Origin of the sequence: Bacillus swezeyi (assembly GCF_001969815.1) — a bacterium.
Lineage (GTDB): Bacteria > Bacillota > Bacilli > Bacillales > Bacillaceae > Bacillus > Bacillus swezeyi.
In genome coordinates, this window is record NZ_MRBK01000004.1 from 218162 (window position 1) to 236960 (window position 18799).

General features: G+C 43.7%; 19 protein-coding genes. 6 read left to right on the forward strand and 13 right to left on the reverse strand.

What is annotated here, in order from left to right; all coding sequences use genetic code 11:
• Nucleotides 1–9: 9 nt before the first annotated feature.
• From BTA30_RS03885 to BTA30_RS03900, 4 genes are all read right to left on the reverse strand, one after another.
• Complete coding sequence (locus tag BTA30_RS03885) at nucleotides 10–2016, reverse strand: asparagine synthase-related protein (protein WP_076759523.1); 2007 nt, start codon at nucleotides 2014–2016, stop codon at nucleotides 10–12.
• Nucleotides 2013–2477, reverse strand: a complete 465-nt coding sequence (locus BTA30_RS03890) for a lasso peptide biosynthesis B2 protein (protein WP_076759525.1) — start codon at nucleotides 2475–2477, stop codon at nucleotides 2013–2015. The genes BTA30_RS03885 and BTA30_RS03890 overlap by 4 nt, the downstream gene beginning before the upstream one ends.
• A complete protein-coding gene (locus tag BTA30_RS03895; protein WP_076759527.1) occupies nucleotides 2477–2749 on the reverse strand; it encodes a PqqD family peptide modification chaperone in 273 nt (90 codons plus the stop codon). The genes BTA30_RS03890 and BTA30_RS03895 overlap by 1 nt, the downstream gene beginning before the upstream one ends.
• Before the next feature lie 380 nt (nucleotides 2750–3129).
• On the reverse strand, nucleotides 3130–3762 hold the full coding sequence (locus tag BTA30_RS03900) for a response regulator transcription factor (protein WP_076759529.1): 633 nt from the start codon (nucleotides 3760–3762) through the stop codon (nucleotides 3130–3132).
• A gap of 169 nt (nucleotides 3763–3931) precedes the next feature.
• Between BTA30_RS03900 and BTA30_RS24370 the strand changes: the two genes are divergently transcribed.
• Nucleotides 3932–4048, forward strand: a complete 117-nt coding sequence (locus tag BTA30_RS24370) for a lariocidin family lasso peptide (RefSeq protein WP_434061754.1) — start codon at nucleotides 3932–3934, stop codon at nucleotides 4046–4048.
• A gap of 154 nt (nucleotides 4049–4202) precedes the next feature.
• Here BTA30_RS24370 and qoxD read toward each other — a convergent pair whose 3' ends face one another.
• From qoxD to galE, 5 genes are all read right to left on the reverse strand, one after another.
• On the reverse strand, nucleotides 4203–4568 hold the full coding sequence (gene qoxD, locus BTA30_RS03905; RefSeq protein ID WP_076759531.1) for a cytochrome aa3 quinol oxidase subunit IV: 366 nt from the start codon (nucleotides 4566–4568) through the stop codon (nucleotides 4203–4205).
• Nucleotides 4568–5182, reverse strand: a complete 615-nt coding sequence (gene qoxC / locus BTA30_RS03910) for a cytochrome aa3 quinol oxidase subunit III (protein ID WP_076759533.1) — start codon at nucleotides 5180–5182, stop codon at nucleotides 4568–4570. The genes qoxD and qoxC overlap by 1 nt, the downstream gene beginning before the upstream one ends.
• Before the next feature lie 14 nt (nucleotides 5183–5196).
• On the reverse strand, nucleotides 5197–7146 hold the full coding sequence (qoxB, locus tag BTA30_RS03915; protein WP_076759535.1) for a cytochrome aa3 quinol oxidase subunit I: 1950 nt from the start codon (nucleotides 7144–7146) through the stop codon (nucleotides 5197–5199).
• Between the two features lie 17 nt (nucleotides 7147–7163).
• Nucleotides 7164–8141 (reverse strand): cytochrome aa3 quinol oxidase subunit II, encoded by a 978-nt coding sequence (gene qoxA, locus BTA30_RS03920; protein ID WP_094777295.1) that lies wholly within the window; start codon nucleotides 8139–8141, stop codon nucleotides 7164–7166.
• Nucleotides 8142–8621: 480 nt separating this feature from the next.
• Nucleotides 8622–9611, reverse strand: coding sequence for a UDP-glucose 4-epimerase GalE (galE, locus tag BTA30_RS03925; protein WP_076759539.1), 990 nt, complete (start codon nucleotides 9609–9611; stop codon nucleotides 8622–8624).
• A gap of 853 nt (nucleotides 9612–10464) precedes the next feature.
• Between galE and BTA30_RS03930 the strand changes: the two genes are divergently transcribed.
• Nucleotides 10465–10614: an anti-repressor SinI family protein gene (locus BTA30_RS03930; RefSeq protein WP_076759541.1), complete on the forward strand. Its 150-nt coding sequence runs from the start codon at nucleotides 10465–10467 to the stop codon at nucleotides 10612–10614.
• Nucleotides 10615–10865: 251 nt separating this feature from the next.
• On the opposite strand, the gene BTA30_RS24070 is transcribed toward BTA30_RS03930, so the two are convergent.
• On the reverse strand, nucleotides 10866–10988 hold the full coding sequence (locus BTA30_RS24070; protein ID WP_275666916.1) for a hypothetical protein: 123 nt from the start codon (nucleotides 10986–10988) through the stop codon (nucleotides 10866–10868).
• A 233-nt stretch (nucleotides 10989–11221) separates the two neighbouring features.
• Here BTA30_RS24070 and BTA30_RS03935 point away from each other — a divergent pair, with 233 nt between their 5' ends.
• The 3 genes from BTA30_RS03935 to BTA30_RS03945 all read left to right on the forward strand — a co-directional run bounded on the left by BTA30_RS03935 (nucleotide 11222) and on the right by BTA30_RS03945 (nucleotide 13809).
• Complete coding sequence (locus tag BTA30_RS03935; protein WP_076760250.1) at nucleotides 11222–11785, forward strand: flavodoxin family protein; 564 nt, start codon at nucleotides 11222–11224, stop codon at nucleotides 11783–11785.
• A gap of 174 nt (nucleotides 11786–11959) precedes the next feature.
• Nucleotides 11960–12274, forward strand: a complete 315-nt coding sequence (locus BTA30_RS03940) for a DUF485 domain-containing protein (protein WP_076759543.1) — start codon at nucleotides 11960–11962, stop codon at nucleotides 12272–12274.
• Nucleotides 12271–13809 carry a solute symporter family protein gene (locus BTA30_RS03945; protein ID WP_076759545.1) on the forward strand — a complete coding sequence of 513 codons (1539 nt, stop codon included), beginning with the start codon at nucleotides 12271–12273 and terminating at the stop codon, nucleotides 13807–13809. The genes BTA30_RS03940 and BTA30_RS03945 overlap by 4 nt, the downstream gene beginning before the upstream one ends.
• 56 nt (nucleotides 13810–13865) lie before the next feature.
• Here the strand turns inward: BTA30_RS03945 and xylB are convergent, their stop codons facing one another.
• Both xylB and xylA read right to left on the reverse strand, forming a co-directional pair.
• Entirely contained in the window at nucleotides 13866–15365 is a 1500-nt protein-coding gene (xylB, locus tag BTA30_RS03950) for a xylulokinase (protein ID WP_076759547.1), read from the reverse strand.
• Complete coding sequence (xylA, locus tag BTA30_RS03955) at nucleotides 15353–16711, reverse strand: xylose isomerase (protein ID WP_076759549.1); 1359 nt, start codon at nucleotides 16709–16711, stop codon at nucleotides 15353–15355. Before xylA ends, xylB begins: the two co-directional genes overlap by 13 nt.
• Before the next feature lie 212 nt (nucleotides 16712–16923).
• Between xylA and BTA30_RS03960 the strand changes: the two genes are divergently transcribed.
• Nucleotides 16924–18087 (forward strand): ROK family transcriptional regulator, encoded by a 1164-nt coding sequence (locus BTA30_RS03960; RefSeq protein WP_076759551.1) that lies wholly within the window; start codon nucleotides 16924–16926, stop codon nucleotides 18085–18087.
• Between the two features lie 36 nt (nucleotides 18088–18123).
• Here BTA30_RS03960 and thiE read toward each other — a convergent pair whose 3' ends face one another.
• Nucleotides 18124–18798 carry a thiamine phosphate synthase gene (gene thiE / locus BTA30_RS03965; RefSeq protein WP_076759553.1) on the reverse strand — a complete coding sequence of 225 codons (675 nt, stop codon included), beginning with the start codon at nucleotides 18796–18798 and terminating at the stop codon, nucleotides 18124–18126.
• Nucleotide 18799 lies beyond the last annotated feature (1 nt).

Genomic DNA, 18799 nt, shown 5'->3' on the forward strand with positions numbered 1-18799 from the left:
TTATTGATGTCATTGATATGAATACAATCTTGTTTTTTCCGTCATATTGACGGTTTCTATGTCAGCCAGGACCCGCGGTTTTTTCGGCCGGCTGCGTTCAAGAAGGTGCCGCTTCCCTTTACTTGCTTCCCTCAGCCAAATTTCTAAATCAATCACAGATCTCATGTATTGATAGCCCATTCCTAAATCATTATTCGGATCTTCGGAGCGGATAGCCATAGAAAGCAAGTGTTTCCACCACACATCCCGTTTAATAATTCCAAGTTCATCCACCAGCACGCGTTCCCCTGGCTCAAACAATTGAAGGATATGTCTTCTATCGTTCAAGAAGCTTTTTCTTGCCATATGGGCGTATGTCGTTTTAGTTGATCTGTTGTATACATATGAAGGCAAAATATCAGTAAACGATTTGCGAAGAAGCATTTTCGAACCTGCATAATTCTCCACACACCCTTTTAACACATCAAAATGCTGTTCAGGCGGTACAGAGAAGGAAAATTCAATCAGCCGCCGATCCAAAAAAGGGTGGTACGCCGGCAAACTCACACCGACAGAATCCATATATCTCGCCCTCGGCCATAAAAAATCAAAATGAAACCTTTTTCCCCAGGATGATAATTTTCGGCTTTTTCGATAGCGCAAATGGTCTTCCCTATTAATCTCCCTTTCTCTCAGTATATGTTCTTCAGTAAAATATTCGGGCAGCTCATACTCTGTATCTGACCAAAGCAAATCATAGTAGAGCTTTTCGCCAAGATAAGGGACAAAAGGTGCGATCCCATATCGAAACCCAAGCTTTATCATCTCTTTAGGGCGGCCGCCGGACCATTCCCGAAGCAGCCTGTTTGCCTCAGAAAAGCGTTTCTGGCGAATCAGGGAATCAATAACAGCCACTTCGCCGCTGAATATAAAATCTCCGCCCTCGCCTGTCAGAACAGATGATGCCCCAAACTCCTCGGCAATCACTGTAAATGTTTCATTGACAAGTGAATTGGCTCTCGGATCAGGACCGTCTACAAACCAAAGCGGATCCCGGCCAATTTCAGCGTTTGGAATCTTTGCTGTGCCATCTCCAAGAATGATCAAGCCAGGGATGTTCAAATCCTTCATCATATTTTTCACAAGTTCCCTGTCATGGCTTAATATCATATCCGGATCTGCAAATGAAATATTGACGGCCAAAAGCTGTTCCCTGCTTCCTCCCGAAATCGCGGCGGCAGTGACAGTGGCCGAATCTAATCCGCCGCTTAATTCGATAATATGTTTTTGATCTTTCAAACGATCTGCAGTGACTTCCCGAAACAGTTCCCGAAAATGGGGAACAGCATCTTCAGTGAGATCCTTCTGTTTTAAAAGCTGCGGCATTCCCCAATAACTGTGCACCTTTACTGAACGTTGAGCAAGAAAAGCGTAGGAAGCTGCCGGAACCTTGTATATCCCTTTAAAAAACGTGCGGTCTTCAAATCCATTCTCCCCCACAGCAAAACCCGAAGTTGGAAATGTTTTGCACACCTCTTCATCTATAACAAAAGGAATGTCAGGCACAAGCAAAAGGATGCGCAGATCATTGGCTGCAAACCATTCCCCTTCAGGACCGATCCAATAATAAATCGGGCGAGTCGCGTATATATCAGTCGCCAAAACCAGACTCTCCAAGCTTTCATCCCACCAACACAGTGTGAATTCACCATGTGAGCGAGAAAGCAATTCAGCCTTGTTATCCTGTCTCAATGCAGTGCACAAAGCTTCATAGTGTTTAAAAAACATAATGGCGCCATCTGATTTTGCATGAAGCTTTCCGCTTACCCATCCATCCAGGATGACCGGGTATGGAAGATTTGCTTGGTCAGAATGTTTAAGAATCGTTTCATCATATTGAATACATGCTTCAGCCATATTCATGTTTCCGCCGCTTATCCAACGGACGTCTTCTGTCCTTCCCCATTGCTTTACAGAAGCAAACCACTTCTTCCATATATCAGTGTTTTCTCCTTGCATTCCGAACCAAAGCTTCATATTAGAGATAACACCCACCTTTCCGCATAATCTGTCATGTTATATGTCTGTAAAACTCTCAAATCCTTATTTTTATTATTGGGATCGATGGAATCGCCGTTTTCCAGCTGCACCCATGCATGAGAAAACAGCTTGTCATCAATTTTTTTAACTCCAATTAATAAGTCAGCATTGCATCCATTACTAAATAAGATGGATTGAATGGTAAGTGCGATTGAAACGCATGAAGTGACAAGATGATCCGCTTCATCTAATGAATACAACTGTTTACCATGCTCCTGCAGGTCATGCGTATTTAAACGCGCGGCATTTCTCTGCTTTGCGCTTGCATACAGCGGGAACATATGAACTGCAATTTTTTCATAAGCCTCTTCAAATTCATGATTTAGCAACATCATGCGCACGAAAGCATGAACGGCTGTAAAATATTCGTGTTTTTTTTCTAAAGCCTTTTTGTCCATCAGCTTTTATCCTCTATTTTTATGAGCTGATTTTGTGTCAATTCTTGAATCGCCTCAATTAAAATGATTGATAGTTCTTCTTCCGTCTGATCAAATTCCGTTTTCCATTTTATAAGAATGTCTTTTGTGTCCTTCCGTTCATTTTGAATTTCTAACCAGAGCTCCTTTAATGCGCCCTCCAATCCGAAGTACTGCCCATTGTCCAGGTTCAGAACGATACATTCATTCTCCAAAACAGTAGTCGCCGTCTCTTGAATTCGTGTAATTTTCAAAGTACCCTCCTCCTAGTGTGTATGTTTCAGAGATATAAAATGAGAAGAGAGCCAATAAGCTCTCTTTACACACTGTCTTCTTCCTTTTTTCCTCCAAAAGGCTGTTTTTTAGGCGAAATAGACATGCCACTTCAGTATGTTAAAAATCCTGCGTACAAATTCTAGTCCCCCTAATTTTCCAATCGATTACAGAAACAGATTATCACAGGATCATACTTCATAAACCACAAAAAAGTACTGAAAACCGACAGAATCATTCAACTTTCTTAATGGGCGATTATTGCGGGATTTATTCGGAGGAGCAAAATAAGAAAAGAGAGCCGGCGGCTCTCTTATTTATCAAGGAAACGATTGTATTATAAAAGTCCTAGCATCCTCATCTAAACCTTCTGTTTGATCAAATTAAGCATTTTCCCCTTTTTAACAGCGGAGTAGCGTGATGTTACTTTGAGTTTTTTGTATATTTTGCTTAAGTGATATTCAACGTTTCTCGTCGACATTTGCAAGTTTGCTGCAATTTCTTTATTTGTTTTTCCAGCTGCTACTTGCTGCAAAATATCCAGTTCGGTGTTTGTTAAATGCTCGTCCACGCTTAATTCGGAATCCAATCGCAGCTTTTTCAGAAGAGTGTCGGGAAATAGAACAGCCCCTTTTAAACATAGAATGATACTTGAGACAATCATGCTGTCTGTATATGATTTATCAATAAACCCTTTCACTCCGGCTTCTATCAGCTTATTAAAATAAGCTTGAATCTCATCTCCTGAAAACATAATGATGATTTTAGCTTGAGGAACGATTTCCAAAGTTTTCAGTGATAATTCCAATCCATTCATTTGCGGCATATTTAAATCATAAAGAAAAATATCTATGCTTTGCCTCGAATTTTTTAAAAGGTCGAGAGCTTCATTACCTTTATGGCAAACGATCACATCCATATTGTATTTCTTCAGTATTTCCTTCATTCCTGAAGTCATCACCCTGTAGTCGTCTACTAGCAACACTCGAACCATCAGCAACACTCTCCTTAAGTCAATCTCCACGAATAAAAGCCGCAATAACAGCTCATGAACAGAATTGAAGAATCATGTCGGCTTTTTAGTATCTTTTTGTGGTTTTTACCACTTAATTCTATGATAGCATAAATATGTAATCAACTGGAAGTAATAAGGAGGTGATACTATGCGTAAACTTGAAATGGCTAAAGTGAAAAACTATGGTGCATTTTTAGCAGTCACTCTTTCTAAAAAGAGCAAACCGGGTGACGGAAAATTCGGCCGAGGTGTAAAACGAGGATAAGAAAAGACTAGAAAGAGAGCTGTTCTTGGCTCTCTTTCCTTTTTGCATGAAACGATAAACAAAAAGAGTGCGGATTTTTAAGAAACCGCACTCTTTTAAAAACAGCCAATCCGCTTGTATTGAAACAAGACGGCTTAAGCTTTATTCAATTCAATTAATGTCCACTATGCTCAGAGTGTTGTTCACCCGGAGAACCGCCTTCTGGGTTGTCTCCGTGATGGGTGTGAGCTGCGAAGATCCAAATAGAACCGGCTACAATCGCAATTCCAATAAATGCTGCAAACAGCGTGTTTCCGACTTGGATTGTGCCGCTGTCACTTTCAGTCATATGCATAAACATCAAGAGCTGCAATCCAGCCTGGACGATGGCAAAACCAAAAATAATCCACAGCTTCGCAGACATGCTCAAATCAGTGTAAATCACCCATAGGGCCAATAAGGTGAGCACAATGGACAACAAGAAACCGACAAGATGCTTCCAAGGAAAGTGGCTGTGTTCAGCCGATTGTTTTGTCGTCATTATACATTCACCAACCCTATCAAATAGACTCCGGTAAAGATGAAGATCCATACCACGTCTAAAAAGTGCCAATATAAGCTTGAAATAAACAATTTAGAAGAAGTTTGCGGTGTCAACCCGCGTTTTTTCGTCTGCAATAAAATACCGATGATCCAGAAGATACCGATCGACACGTGCAGTCCGTGTGTCCCGAGCAGGACGAAGAACGCAGACCAGAAAGCACTTGTTGATAATGTGGCACCTTCATGTACATAATGTGTGAACTCCATAATCTCGTAGCCAACAAAGCCTGCACCGAGCAGGAGTGTAATGATCATCCAGATCATCACACCTTTTAAGCTTCCCCGACGCATTTCATGTACGGCGATGCCGCATGTGAAACTGCTCGTTAGCAGCAGGAACGTCATGATTATAACGAGCTTGGCGTCAAACAGCTCTGCCGGCAATACGCCTCCGGCTGTTCTGTTATGAAGAACAGCGTAGGTCGAAAACAGCGTAGAGAATAACGCAATCTCTGCTCCAAGAAAGATCCAAAAGCCAAGGATGTTCAATCTTCCTGTTTCAGAGCGATATTCCATAGGAGCGTTTGAATTGCTATGTTCTGCATGTTCCATCAGTCACGCCTCCTTTACTTGGCATTCTTTCGTTCAGTCTCTTTTATTTCCTCAACACTTACATAGTAGCCGTCGTCATATTCAAATGAACGAAGAATCATACAGAGGAATACACCGATCAGACCGACGATTCCCATCCAATACCATTCAAAGACAAGTCCGAAACCTGCAAAGCCGAAGAACAGGGACATCATAAACGGACGTCCTGAATTGCTTGGCATATGAATCTTTTTAAATTGGCTTTCAGGATGAATATCGACTTTGTCTTCTTTCATTTGCCAGAAAGCGTCAAGCGATTTTACTTCAGGAAGAACCGCAAAGTTGTAATGCGGCGGAATCGCAGAAGACGTAGCCCATTCAAGCGTACGGCCTGCTCCCCAAGCATCACCGGTTTCCTCGCGTTTCGCATGACGGAAACTGTAGAAAATGTTGTAGCAAAGAACGATGAATCCAGCAGCCATCAGCAATGCGCCAAATGTCGCAACCATGTTCAATGCAGTCCAGCCGTCATCTGCTCCGTATGTGTAAATACGGCGCGGCATTCCCTGCAGTCCCAAGAAGTACATTGGGAAGAAACAGATGTTAAAGCCTGTCATAAACAGCCAGAAGAACCATTTTCCGATCCGTTCGTTCAATTTATGGCCGAACATTTTCGGATACCAGAAAATCAGTCCGGCAAAGCACGCAAACACAGTACCCGCAATCAGCACATAGTGAAAGTGTGATACGAGGAAGTATGTGTTGTGATATTGATAGTCCGCAGCAGCCATCGCCAGCATGACGCCCGTAACCCCGCCGATAACGAAGTTAGGAATAAATGCAAGCGACCACAGCATCGGAGTTGTAATTTTGATTCTGCCTCGATGCAGCGTCAGCAGCCAGTTAAATATTTTAACCCCGGTCGGCACCGATATCGCCATCGTCGTAATCGAGAAAAACGAGTTGACTGCAGCGCTGTTGCCCATTGTGAAAAAGTGGTGCAGCCAAACAAGAAAGCTGAGAAGCGAAATGGCCACAATGGAATAGACCATTGCTTTGTAGCCGAACAGCTGCTTTCTTGCAAAAGTCGAAATAATTTCTGAAAAAATACCGAAAGCCGGTAAAATAACGATGTAAACTTCAGGATGTCCCCAAATCCAGAACAGGTTCGCCCAAAGCATCGGCATACCGCCGTTTGCCAAAGTGAAAAAGGCTGTTCCGAACAAGCGGTCAAATGTCATCAGCGCCAAGGCCACTGTCAGTACAGGGAAGGCGAAAATGATAATCAGACAAGTGATCAGCGTTGTCCATGTGAACATCGGCATCCGCCAAAGCGTCATGCCTTTTGTGCGCATTTTCAAGATGGTGACCATGAAGTTGATCCCGGTAAGCAGCGTTCCGATACCTGCGATCTGAAGACCGAGCAAGTAATAGTTCTGCCCCGGTCCGGGACTCAGCTCATTGCCTGCCAGAGGCATGTAGGCTGTCCACCCTGCACTCGGTGATCCCCCGATCACGAAAGAAATATTAAACAGCATCGCTCCGACCATGAAGGTCCAGAAACTCAAGTTGTTCAAATACGGAAATGCAACATCGCGCGCACCGATTTGAAGAGGTATGACAACGTTCATTAAACCAATAAGAAACGGCATCGCCATGAAAATGATCATGATCGTACCGTGTGTTGTAAATACTTCATTATAGTGATTTGAATCTAAAAAACTGTTATCAGGAAGCGTGAGCTGGGCACGCATCATTAATCCATCGACACCGCCGCGGAAAAACATAATCACTGCGGCAATAAGGTACATGATTCCTAAACGCTTGTGGTCGACGGTGGTAATCCATTCTTTCCAAAGCCATTTCCACTTTTTAAAATATGTCAACACAAATACGATTGCAATGGATGTAAGTAAAATGGAAATCTGTGCTCCGAGAATTAATGGATCACCCGTAATTATGAATTCGTCCCATTTCAAATTCATGCAAGCTTCCTCCTTTCCTAGTGGGAATCGTGGTCTTTAGATTGATCAGATTGTTTTTGATTGTCGTTTGTCTTCACATTTCCAAACGGATCTGATTTTGAATGCGGTGATACTGGTTTATAACCTAATCTTTCGCGGGCTTTAATGGCATATTCCGCATCATTTCCGTGATTGACGTATTTCAGATGCGTAGATGAGAACGTCATTTCATCCGCATGCTGAGGAAGCATCAGTTCATCGTACTGGCTCTTCGTCAGCTTAGGAGCTTCTTTCTGTGTTTTCTTCACCCAATCATTAAAGTCGCTTTGAGATACCGCTTTAACATCAAATGTTTGTTCCGCAAAGCCTTCGCCTGTGAAGTTTGCATTGCGGCCTTTATATGTTCCTTCATGATCCGCCTGGAGATATTGCTCCATTTCCATTCCGGACATCGCATATTTCTGTCCGCCAAGCTGCGGAATCCATAGTGAAGCCATTGAATCAGCAGATGCAATTTTAAACAAGATCGGTCTGTCTGTCGGGATGTTCAGGTAGTTGACCGTTTCGATATCCTGCTCAGGATAGCTGAATACCCATTTCCAATCGACAGATGTAGCGTAAACAACCAAAGGTTCCTTATCCTTTGATGCTTTTGGAGCCTCTTCTAGAGAATAAATTGTTTGCACTGTTGGTACAGACAGCGCAATAACAATTAAAATTGGAACCACTGTCCAGACAATTTCTAAAAACGTATTGCCTTCTACTTCCGGTTTGTAAGGAGACTTTCTGTCTTTACGTTCACGGTATTTAACGATCATCACAGTAAAAAGGACAAAAACGACCGCTACGATAAACAGCATAAATCCAATCGATAATAAAATAAGATCTCTTTGCTGTGAAGCAACCGGCCCTTTAGGATCTAATACCGCAATTTGACTGCAGCCGCCCAATAAAAATACGGATGAAAGCAGTCCAAGCAGAATCAGTGGTTTGAATGCTCTGAACAAGAGGATCACCATCCTTCCTTAATGATGTATAAATTTGGTCAGAATATCTAAGATAAAAGGATTCTGAAAAACTTTTTCTTCTACCTTGCTATGCTATCAAAATCTTCACCAATTAGCCTTATTTTTTTCGAAAGTTCACCCTTTTTTCACCCAAATGTCATAAAATCGTCAAATTTTATTCATATTAATATGAATAACGAAGGAAATTCACTGGTAATTTCTTAGTTCTTTTTACACACAAAGTAAGAACTGACAATACCCTCCCAATCAAAAAATCTGTCAAATTTAGGTTTACCACAATAAAAAACATTGGTCAATCATTAATTTAACATTGTTAAATTTTTCTTTGGTTAATTACTGTCTGTCTTCCCTTATGACAATTCCCGTATGCCAAGCGGCGTTAAACTTCAAAAAACGAAAAATTCCCATGAAAAAAAGCTTTCAAAATCAGAAAGCTCTTTTTGCAGTCGTTCGTTCCACTTTATTTTTTTATGACTGATAACCGTCAGGGTGTTCTTTAAACCAATTCCATGCGCTTTCAATGATCGTTTCCAAGTCATTGTATTTCGGTTTCCAGCCGAGCTCATGCATCGCTTTTTCAGATGAGGCGATAAGCTGTGCCGGGTCTCCAGCACGCCGTTCGGCCATCTCAGCAGGAATAGGGCGGCCAGTTACTTGACGGGCTGTCTCAACGACTTCTTTCACTGAAAAGCCTGTCCCGTTTCCAAGATTGTAAACAGCGCTTTCTCCTCCATCTCTGAATCTTTCTACAGCAAGGATGTGCGCATCGACCAAATCCATCACATGGATATAATCTCTGATACACGTACCATCAGGAGTCGGATAATCATCTCCAAAAATCATGATTTTGTCACGTTTGCCAAGTGCAGTCTGCAGAATGATCGGAATCAGATGTGTTTCAGGCTGATGATCTTCGCCAATCAGACCCTTTACATGTGCTCCGGCTACATTAAAATAGCGCAGCACGACATGGCGGATGCCATACGCTTTTTCCGACCATTTCAACATTTTTTCAATTGCAAGTTTTGTTTCTCCATACGGATTTGTCGGGTTTGCCACATCTGTTTCCATAATAGGAACACGGTCAGGCTCCCCGTATGTAGCCGCTGTTGACGAGAAAACGATTTGCTTCACATCAAATTCCCTCATCACCTTTAATAGGCAGACAGCGCCATAAACATTGTTATCATAATATTTAAGAGGATCTGTTACACTTTCCCCGACCAATGAATCGGCAGCGAAATGCATGACCGCTTCGATCGTGTTTTCCTGAAACACTTCCCTTAGGAATGTTTCATCCCGTAAATCTCCTTTATAAAAAGATGCCCCGGACAGAGCCGCCTCCTCATGTCCTGTTTGCAGATTATCAATAATAACGACTTCTTCATTACGGCTTAACAGCTCTGCCACAGCATGACTGCCGATATAACCCGCGCCCCCGCACACTAAAATTGCCAATTCATTTCTCTCCCTTCACCGATGCCAGATATATGGCATCATGCTCCACATTCCATTTTTCTGCCCATATGATTCTTTCTGCAACAGATCAACCATTTCAATATACAGCGGATTCCATTGCAGCAAATTTTAGGATTCATTCATCAGGCGATTTTATTTTACCATCTTCCAGCTTTTTCAGCTTGTATTGTCAAAATATTTTCATAAAACCAACAAAGAGAACGCAAACTCTTTTCACAATCCCAATTTGTTCCTCTCTTAGAATAGTTCGGATTTTCCATTATATCAAAGGTTTTTTGCCAGCGAAACGAGCCGAAAATCGTCCAAATTCTATACTTTTCTCACTGCTTTTGAAAACAAAGTTCTTTTTTTCCACTTAATAAACATTTTAATAGTATGATCGGATTATCCGTCTTTAACCCACTCTTTAAATAAGTATAAAGAACCCCGTCGCCCATCTCCTTGTTTTTCTCCCCTAATCCCTTGAAGACACTGCTTTTTCCGTCTCTAAATTTGTTCTTTTCAACTCTATTTTCTCTATTGTTTTTTGAAAATTCAAAGGATACTCGGCTGTAATTGAGAAATTCTTAATAGGGAAAAGTAATCATTTTTATTTGAATACTATCCAGTCAGTAATTGATTGTTTATTATTATAAGTAAGAATCTAAGATTTTTTGGTTTTTTTAGTCAGTTATTTAGGGAATAGGTAGGTTGAATCAACCTGCTTATGTGAACTTTTTATGAAATTTGTCATTGTTTTCATACGTGTTGTTTTATAACTTTAATACATCTCAAGGCAAAAACAGTTTTTCTTCCTTGAGATGAACAACGTCTTATCATATTGGAGGAATCTATGAATACTCAAACGAAACACAAGCTGGACAAAGATTGGGTGATTTTGATGAAGGAGGCGAAAAAAATGGGGCTGCATGTTGAAGATATAAAGGATTTTCTTCGCGCTCAGTCCAAACGCAAAGATGCTGACAGACAGCTAAGACAGTAGGGCTTACAAGGCATCGACCATTCATTCATAAAACAGGCGGTTCTGTTGAATCTTGAAGTTTCAAGACGATCCAACCGGCTGTTTTCAAAGAGTGTTTAAAAAATTGATAATGACGTATGTTTTCAGGTGCAGGATACGGCCTGTGTATAGATTCTATCTGCTCCCTGAACGGTTTCGCATGATGTTTGAGAGAGCAGCTTATCCTTTGCCATTTTACATAAACAATCCTTTAGGGCATTGACGGGATGCCTTTATATAGCGCTTGCAAGGTACTCACTGTCAATGCTGATTCCGGCTGTTTTGATAAATGTATAGCCTGGGGACCCGCTTCCCATTCCCGCCGGCAGAGTCGGTTTAATCTGGACGATCCGCAATACTTTTCATTCTCCCAACCTCATAGGTATCATCCTTCTTTCTTATATACATTTTTCCGGTTCATATTCTTCGTTTTTGCAACCGTATTGCCGAGCAAATTCACTATCTTTTCATTTTCAGCATTTAATAATCGAATTTTCCGATGTTAAAAATCTAAATTATCAATTTTACTGATCGATAATCCTCATTATAAACTGATATTGAATCATTACAAACAGGAGGCAGGATCATGATGGGGATTGCAGTTATATGCGGAAGCTCACGAAAAAACGGTAATACAGAAGCGCTTGCGGATCAATTAATAGACGGACTTGGTGCGGATAAAATCTGTTTGCGCGATTTCCATGTCCGGCCGGTATCTGACTTCCGGCACAGCGAAACACGTCCGTATTATCCCGATGATGACTACAGGGATCTGTTAAGCCGGGTCGCGGAAAAAGACATCATCATTTTTGCCACTCCAATCTATTGGTACGGCATGTCAGGACTGATGAAAAATTTTATTGACCGTTGGTCCCAAACCTTAATTGAAAAAGGGAGAGATGATTTTACACAGCAAATGTCGCGGAAAACAGGATATGTCATCGCAGTGGGTGATGACGAGCCGCATATTAAAGGGCTGCCGCTCATTCAGCAGTTTCAATATATATTTGATTTTATGAACATGACATTCGGCGGTTATATAATTGGCAAAGGAAATCAGCCCGGCAGTATTTTGAACGACTCCTCTGCACTTTTTTCCGTAAATGAATTGAGGCAAAAACTAGCGGCATATGAAAAGAGGCGAAAAGTATGACAAAAGAAAAAGCGGACAGCCGGTACGCGCTATGGAGAAAATATTTTTTGGAGATTGTCAGGTCTTTCATCTTATATAAATAAGCGGCATATGAAATTTGAAGAATAAAACCGGAGCTTGTTACATACCTTTGTTGTATCTTTTCAGACAAATATAAGGAGGGACGAAAAACAAATGAATAAAAATGAAATAGATTACAGCAAGGCTGCAGCATCTCCGGCGTTCCAGCAGCTGTTGAAACGAAAGCGCGCTTTTATCGTGCCGATGACGGTGTTCTTTCTGCTCTTTTACTTCCTTCTGCCGATTATGACATCCTATTTCACATTCTTGAATCAGCCGGCGGCCGGTGCTATTTCATGGGCCTGGCTCTTCGCGGTTGCTCAATTTGTCATGACGTGGACGCTCTGTATTCTCTATACTAAAAAAGCCGATCAATTCGACCGGATGGCAAACGACTTCAAAAAGGAAATTGGAGGGGTTGAATCATGAGTGCCACAGCCTTTATTCTGTTTCTTGCCATTGTAGCCCTCACGCTCGTCATTACGTACTTCGCAGCAAGGCGGACAAAAACGGCCAATGAGTTTTATACAGCAGGAGGAGGGCTTACCGGCCTTCAAAACGGACTGGCTATTGCGGGAGATTACATGTCAGCGGCTTCTTTTTTAGGAATTGCGGGGATGATCGCTTTGAACGGCTTTGACGGTTTTTTTTACAGCATCGGTTTTCTCGTGGCATATTTAGTCGTTCTTTATATTGTGGCCGAGCCGCTCAGAAATCTTGGAAAATTTACGATGGCTGATATGATCGCCTCTCGTTTTAAGCAAAAGAAGATTCGCGGAGTCGCGGCATTAAACACCATTACCATTTCAACGTTCTATATGATCGCTCAGCTCGTCGGCGCCGGGGCGCTGATTAAACTTCTGCTTGGCATCGACTATACGCTGGCAGTTTGTATCGTCGGCGTTTTAATGACCATCTACGTCGTATTCGGAGGGATGATCGCTACGAGCTGGGTGCAGATCATTAAAGCCGTTCTCTTAATGGCAGGAACGCTTATTATATCAATACTGGTTTTTTCCAAATTCGGATTCAGCCTCACAAACATGTTCGAGCAAATGAAAACGGCCACTCCTCTTGGTGCAGACTTCTTAAACCCGGGCAACAAATACAAGGTTCCTCTTGAAACGCTTTCACTTAATTTGGCACTTGTCCTCGGGACGGCAGGGCTTCCCCACATCCTCATCCGGTTTTATACGGTGAAAGATGCCAAAACCGCAAGGAAATCGGTTGTTTCTGCTACATGGATTATCGGTATATTTTATATTATGACGGTGTTTCTCGGTTTTGGCGCTGCCGCATTTGTCGGTTTTGAAAACATTTTAGCTGCGGATCAGGCGGGGAATATGGCTGCGCCGCTGCTGGCTCAGGCACTTGGAGGAGATTTCTTGTTCGCCTTTGTCTCAGCGATCGCCTTCGCTACGATTTTGGCAGTTGTTACAGGACTTGTGCTGTCTGCGGCTTCCGCCTTTGCTCACGATATTTACAGTCAGATTATCAGAAAAGGAGCGGCGACAGAAAAAGAGCAGATGATCGCTGCAAGATGGGCTTCCATCGGTGTATCCGTGCTTTCGATCCTGCTCGCTGTCTTCGCCCAGTCGCTGAATGTCGCGTTTCTTGTGTCTCTGGCTTTCGCGGTGGCGGCAAGCGCCAATCTTCCGCTTATTATTTTCACTGTTTTCTGGAAAAGATTTAATGCAGCCGGGGCTCTGACAGGAAGTCTGATCGGGCTTCTAAGCGCTTTGATTCTTGTCTCCATCAGTCCGAGTGTTTGGGATCCGGCCGGAAATGCCATCTTTATCGGAGAACCGCTGATTCCAATTTCAAATCCGGGCATCATCTCGATTCCGCTCGGCTTTTTAGGAGCGTATCTCGGAACCATCTTATCTTCAAAAGCCCCGGATAAGGATGCATTTGCAGAGATTCAAGTGAAAGCGCACACAGGCATCCATATGGATCAATCTTAAAACATTGAGCCTGAAAACTAAAAACTTATGGGCCGCGCCTGCCCATAAGTTTTTGGCTATTTACGAAAGCATGCAAGCCGCTCATTCAATGGTTTCGTCTGCCGGTAGACATCTTTGTATATTTGAAACAAGTCTTGATATCGCCTGCTGATTTCCGGACGGGGGAAGAATGACTCCTTAGTATGAACAAATTGTCCGGCACAATCTTCAAGGGTCGGAAACCAGTCGCAGCCGACCGCTGCAAGCATTGCTGCACCGAAAGCCGGGCCTTGTTCACTTGTCAGCCTGACAATCTCGGCATTAAACGTGTCAGCTTGGATTTGCAGCCATTTTTCACTTTTTGCACCTCCGCCGATTGAAATGACACGGTCGATTTTTTTTCCGCCGGCGCGAAATTGTTCAATGCTCTCATGAAGGGAAAATGTGATGCCCTCAATAACTGCTCTAATAAAGTCTGCCCTCGTATGGGAGCTGTCCATCCCGATGAAGCTGGCGCGGATATCGGCGTCAGCGTGAGGGGTCCTTTCTCCGGAAAGATACGGGGTAAACAGCAGACCCCTTGCTCCGGGTTTAGAACGGTCCATTTCGCTGATTAATGAATCAAATGAATACTGATCAGCGAATACATCCTTAAACCAGCTGAAGCTGCGTCCGGCTGAAAGCGTCACACCCATTGAATAATACGACCCAAAAGCAGCGTGGTTAAAAAAGTGGATATTCCCTCTAAACTCTTGTTCAGGGTCTGTTTCATAGGTGAGAACGACACCTGACGTACCGATGCTGCACAGGGCGGTGCCTTCCCTTAAAATCCCGGCGCCAATCGCTCCGCATGCATTGTCCGCCCCTCCGGCGAACACCTTGACATCGGGCGACAGCCCGGTTTCCGCCGCAAATTCTGCTGTGAGACCGCCGACACAGGCGCCTGATTCGACTAATTCGGGGCAAATTGACTCCGGTATTCCCAGCCGTCTGCATATTTCTCCGCTCCAGTTTTTGTGCTTTACATCAAGCAGAAGCGTGCCCGCCGCATCCGAGTGCTCGCTGTGAAGACATCCCGTCATGGTGTATCTGACATAATCTTTAGGAAGCAAAAAGACTGCCGTCTTTTCAAACAGCTCTTTTTCATGCTCCTTCACCCACAGGAGCTTCGGAAGGGTGAATCCTTCCAGCGCCGGATTTTTTACAAGCTCAAGAAGGCGCGCCTTCCCGATTACTCCGTTAATCTGCCGGCATTGATCAGCTGTTCGGGTATCATTCCATAAGATGGCATTTCGCAATACTTCTCCTTCGCGGTTTAAAAGGACCAGCCCATGCATCTGTCCTGAAAAACTGATGCCTTTGATCTGAGCTGCCTCAACACGGGCATTCTCGATCAATTCCTTTATGGCCACTTTCGTTTTCTCCGCCCATTCTCTTGGGTCCTGTTCAGAATAACCCGAATGCGGCTGTATGATCGAAAACGGCTTAGAGGCTTCCCCGCACATTTCTCCGCGCTGGTTGACAAGTATGACTTTGACCGCGCTTGTGCCAAGGTCCGCCCCGATCACATATTCCACTGCTGTTTCTCCTTTCTAGCCGGCGACTCGCGCAAAACATTTAATAAATAGCGGTTGACTGTCGCTTTAAGATTTTCCTGACGGCCGGATCGGTTTTCAATATGGTCATTTTCAAGCGCGTAAGCGGCAAGTTTTTTCAGATCGGTCCGCCCTTCTGCAATTTCGAGACCAATGCCTTTCGTATAGCTTTTGTAGCGCTCATCTATCATCCGTTCGAGCGCTTTGTCCTCCAAAAGCCGATAGGCGACCTTTAAGCCGACCGCATACGTATCCATTCCGGCGATGTGCCCGAGAAATAAATCTTCGTCCGCAAATGAGGCCCGCCTCGCTTTGGCGTCAAAATTGATGCCGCCTGTTTTAAAGCCGCCCGCTTTCAGAATTTCATACATAGCCAAAACCGCGGAATACAGATCTGTCGGGAACTCATCTGTATCCCAGCCCAGCAGCAAATCCCCCTGATTCGCATCAATAGAACCGAGCACATCGTGAAGGGCAGCCACCCGGAGCTCATGCTCAAACGTATGCCCTGCCAAAGTCGCGTGATTCGCTTCCAGATTCAGTTTGAAATGATCTTTTAGTCCATATGTTTCTAGAAAAGCAATCGATGTCGCCGCATCAAAATCATATTGATGCTTTGTCGGCTCTTTCGGCTTGGGCTCGATTAAAAATTGGCCGTCAAATCCGATTTCTTCGGCATAATCAACCGCCTTCCTGTAGAAGGCCGCCAAATGATCAAGCTCAAGCTTCATATTTGTATTCAACAATGTTTCATAGCCTTCTCTGCCGCCCCAGAACACATAATTTTCCGCTCCGAGCTCTTTGGCGATTTCCAATCCTTTTTTCACCTTTGCTGCTGCATGGGCATAAACATCAGCATTGCAGGAGGTTGCCGCACCATGGACATATCTCGGATGTGTAAACATATTGGCTGTATTCCATAATAATTTCACACCGCTTGTCTCCATCATTTCTTTTAAAAATGACGCCATTTTATCTAAATAAAGAAACGTTTCCCGCAATGTATCGCCTTCCTGCACGATATCAACATCATGAAAACAAAAATAAGGAACGCCGAGCTTTTCAAAAAATTCAAAAGCCGCTTCTGCACGGGCTTTCGCTTTATCCAAAGGCTGTGTCAGCCGATTCCACGAACGGCTCATCGTTCCGTCGCCGAAAGGATCTTTCCCGTCGGCATCAAACGTATGCCAATACGCAACAGCAAAACGGAGGTGTTCCTTCATCGCCTTGCCGCCGATATATTCTTCCGGGTTGTAATATTTATACGCGTATGGATTTTCCGAATCTGCGCCTTCATACTTGACCTTTCCCACTTCGTTAAAAAACATTTTCGATCTCCTCCTCATGTTTTCTTGAAAAAATACTCACAGAGATACATCAGCGGCAAGTTTGTTTAACCATTAAACTAACTTTCCAATATTTATTTTACAAGATGAATTAAACGCTTTCAATTGGAAATGCTAGAAAAATTTTGTTTTTACATTTTGTTATAATATAATAAAATGACAGATTCATAACACGCAAAAGAGAGTGATTGCCATTGAATACCGCGGACCAAGCCCTTGTAAAGAAAATGAATAAAGCGCTTATCCTTGAGCAGATTATTGCAAACGCCCCCATCTCAAGGGCAAAGCTTTCAGAAATAACGGGATTAAATAAATCGACCGTTTCTTCCCAGGTGTCTTCCCTGCTTCAAAAGGAAATGATTTTCGAAACCGGCCGCGGTGAATCGAGCGGCGGCAGACGGCCTGTCATGCTGAAATTCAATCGCAAAGCGGGCTATGCGGTCGGCGTTGATATTGGGACGAATTATATGATCGTCGTTTTAACCGACCTTGAAGGCAACATTATTGAACATGATGAACGCGATCTTGATGAAGAAGATATTCCGGCCACAGAACAGGCATTAATCGAACTCGTTGGACTTGCCATCGAGAAAATGCCGCCCTCCCCCTATGGCTTGGCAGGGATTGGCGTGTGTGTGCCGGGCTTGGTTGACAACGCCCAGCAAGTGGTGTTCACGCCAAATAAGCCGATTCATCTGATTGATTTGAAAAACCTGCTCGAAGAAAAATTTAATGTTCCGATTTTTATTGAAAACGAAGCAAACGCCGGAGCTCTCGGCGAAAAGGAGTATGGTGATGCCAGTCATTTGGAGCATGCGGTTTTTGTAAGCATCAATGCCGGCATCGGTTTGGGGATATTGATGAACGGCAAGCTTTTCAGAGGTGTCGAGGGGTTTTCAGGCGAAGCGGGGCACATGTCGATTGATTTTAATGGCCCGGCATGCCGCTGCGGAAATAAAGGATGCTGGGAGCTTTACGCATCAGAAAAAGCCGTTTTTTCTTCATTCCTTTCAAATACAGAGGCGCCATTGCATCAAATCGTAAAAGAACTAGCCGACCGCGATGACCCAAACATGCTTAAAACGTTTGAAACATTTGGATTCTATATCGGCGTGGGGCTGCTCAACATCATTAAAACGCTGAATCCCGGCACGATTATTTTGCGCAATACGATTGTGGAATCTTATCCGATGATCGTCGACTCCATTAAGAAAACCATCTCCTCAAGAAGCGCAAAAGAAGCGCTGACCGATTATCAGTTGAAAATTTCCTCACTTGGCCGCATTGCCTCCTCGCTCGGCGTTTCACGCATTGTGATCGAGCGCTTTCTCGAACAGTTTATGAATGAGATGGTTTGACGAAGAGCTGCCTCCTATAAAAAACGCAACCCCCAACTAGGAAGTTGCGTTTTTTTTGATATCCTGCACCTTCATATAGAACGCGCCGGCCGCCTGTTTTGGATCAGAGGCCTTGCTGATGGCGCTGATGATGCTGATGCCGTCAGCTCCTGCTTCTATAACGGGAGCGCAGTTTTTGATCGTAATCCCGCCGATGCCGACTGCGGGGATATCGATGCCCTGTCTGCGCATCTCTTTGATCAGTGCGACGCCTTGAACGGCTTTTGCATCGCGCTTCGTTTCTGTAGGATAAATCGGTCCCGCGCCGATATAATCGGCACCATCCTTTTCTGCTTTTATGACTTCTTCAAGGGTATGGGCGGACACGCCGAGAATTTTGTCACCGATTTTGGCGCGGACGTCAGCGGCCTTTTCATCATCCTGGCCGATGTGCACACCGTCGGCATTAAGCTCAAGGGCAAGCTCGACGTCATCATTGATGATAAATGGAACGCGGGCCTCCCGGCAAAGAGCCTGCACCTTTTGAGCGAATGCCTTTTGATCTCCGACTTGCAGCGCCCCTTCCCCTTTTTCACGTAATTGAAAAAGGGATACTCCGCCTTTTAAAGCGGAATCAATCACTGTTAAAGGGTCTCCGCCGGTATTATTCGAACCCATAATAAAATATACGGATAACAGATCTTTCATTGTCTGCTTCGCAACCCGCTTCATA

What these genes read in the sequence shown, in the direction of transcription:
- BTA30_RS03885 (WP_076759523.1), bottom strand. Translation starts at nt 2,016, where the DNA reads ATGAAGCTTTGGTTCGGAATGCAAGGAGAAAACACTGATATATGGAAG.
- BTA30_RS03890 (WP_076759525.1), bottom strand. Translation starts at nt 2,477, where the DNA reads ATGGACAAAAAGGCTTTAGAAAAAAAACACGAATATTTTACAGCCGTT.
- BTA30_RS03900 (WP_076759529.1), bottom strand. Translation starts at nt 3,762, where the DNA reads ATGGTTCGAGTGTTGCTAGTAGACGACTACAGGGTGATGACTTCAGGA.
- BTA30_RS24370 (WP_434061754.1), top strand. Translation starts at nt 3,932, where the DNA reads ATGCGTAAACTTGAAATGGCTAAAGTGAAAAACTATGGTGCATTTTTA.
- qoxD (WP_076759531.1), bottom strand. Translation starts at nt 4,568, where the DNA reads ATGACGACAAAACAATCGGCTGAACACAGCCACTTTCCTTGGAAGCAT.
- qoxC (WP_076759533.1), bottom strand. Translation starts at nt 5,182, where the DNA reads ATGGAACATGCAGAACATAGCAATTCAAACGCTCCTATGGAATATCGC.
- qoxB (WP_076759535.1), bottom strand. Translation starts at nt 7,146, where the DNA reads ATGAATTTGAAATGGGACGAATTCATAATTACGGGTGATCCATTAATT.
- BTA30_RS03930 (WP_076759541.1), top strand. Translation starts at nt 10,465, where the DNA reads ATGAATACTCAAACGAAACACAAGCTGGACAAAGATTGGGTGATTTTG.
- BTA30_RS03935 (WP_076760250.1), top strand. Translation starts at nt 11,222, where the DNA reads ATGGGGATTGCAGTTATATGCGGAAGCTCACGAAAAAACGGTAATACA.
- BTA30_RS03940 (WP_076759543.1), top strand. Translation starts at nt 11,960, where the DNA reads ATGAATAAAAATGAAATAGATTACAGCAAGGCTGCAGCATCTCCGGCG.
- BTA30_RS03945 (WP_076759545.1), top strand. Translation starts at nt 12,271, where the DNA reads ATGAGTGCCACAGCCTTTATTCTGTTTCTTGCCATTGTAGCCCTCACG.
- xylA (WP_076759549.1), bottom strand. Translation starts at nt 16,711, where the DNA reads ATGTTTTTTAACGAAGTGGGAAAGGTCAAGTATGAAGGCGCAGATTCG.
- thiE (WP_076759553.1), bottom strand. Translation starts at nt 18,798, where the DNA reads ATGAAGCGGGTTGCGAAGCAGACAATGAAAGATCTGTTATCCGTATAT.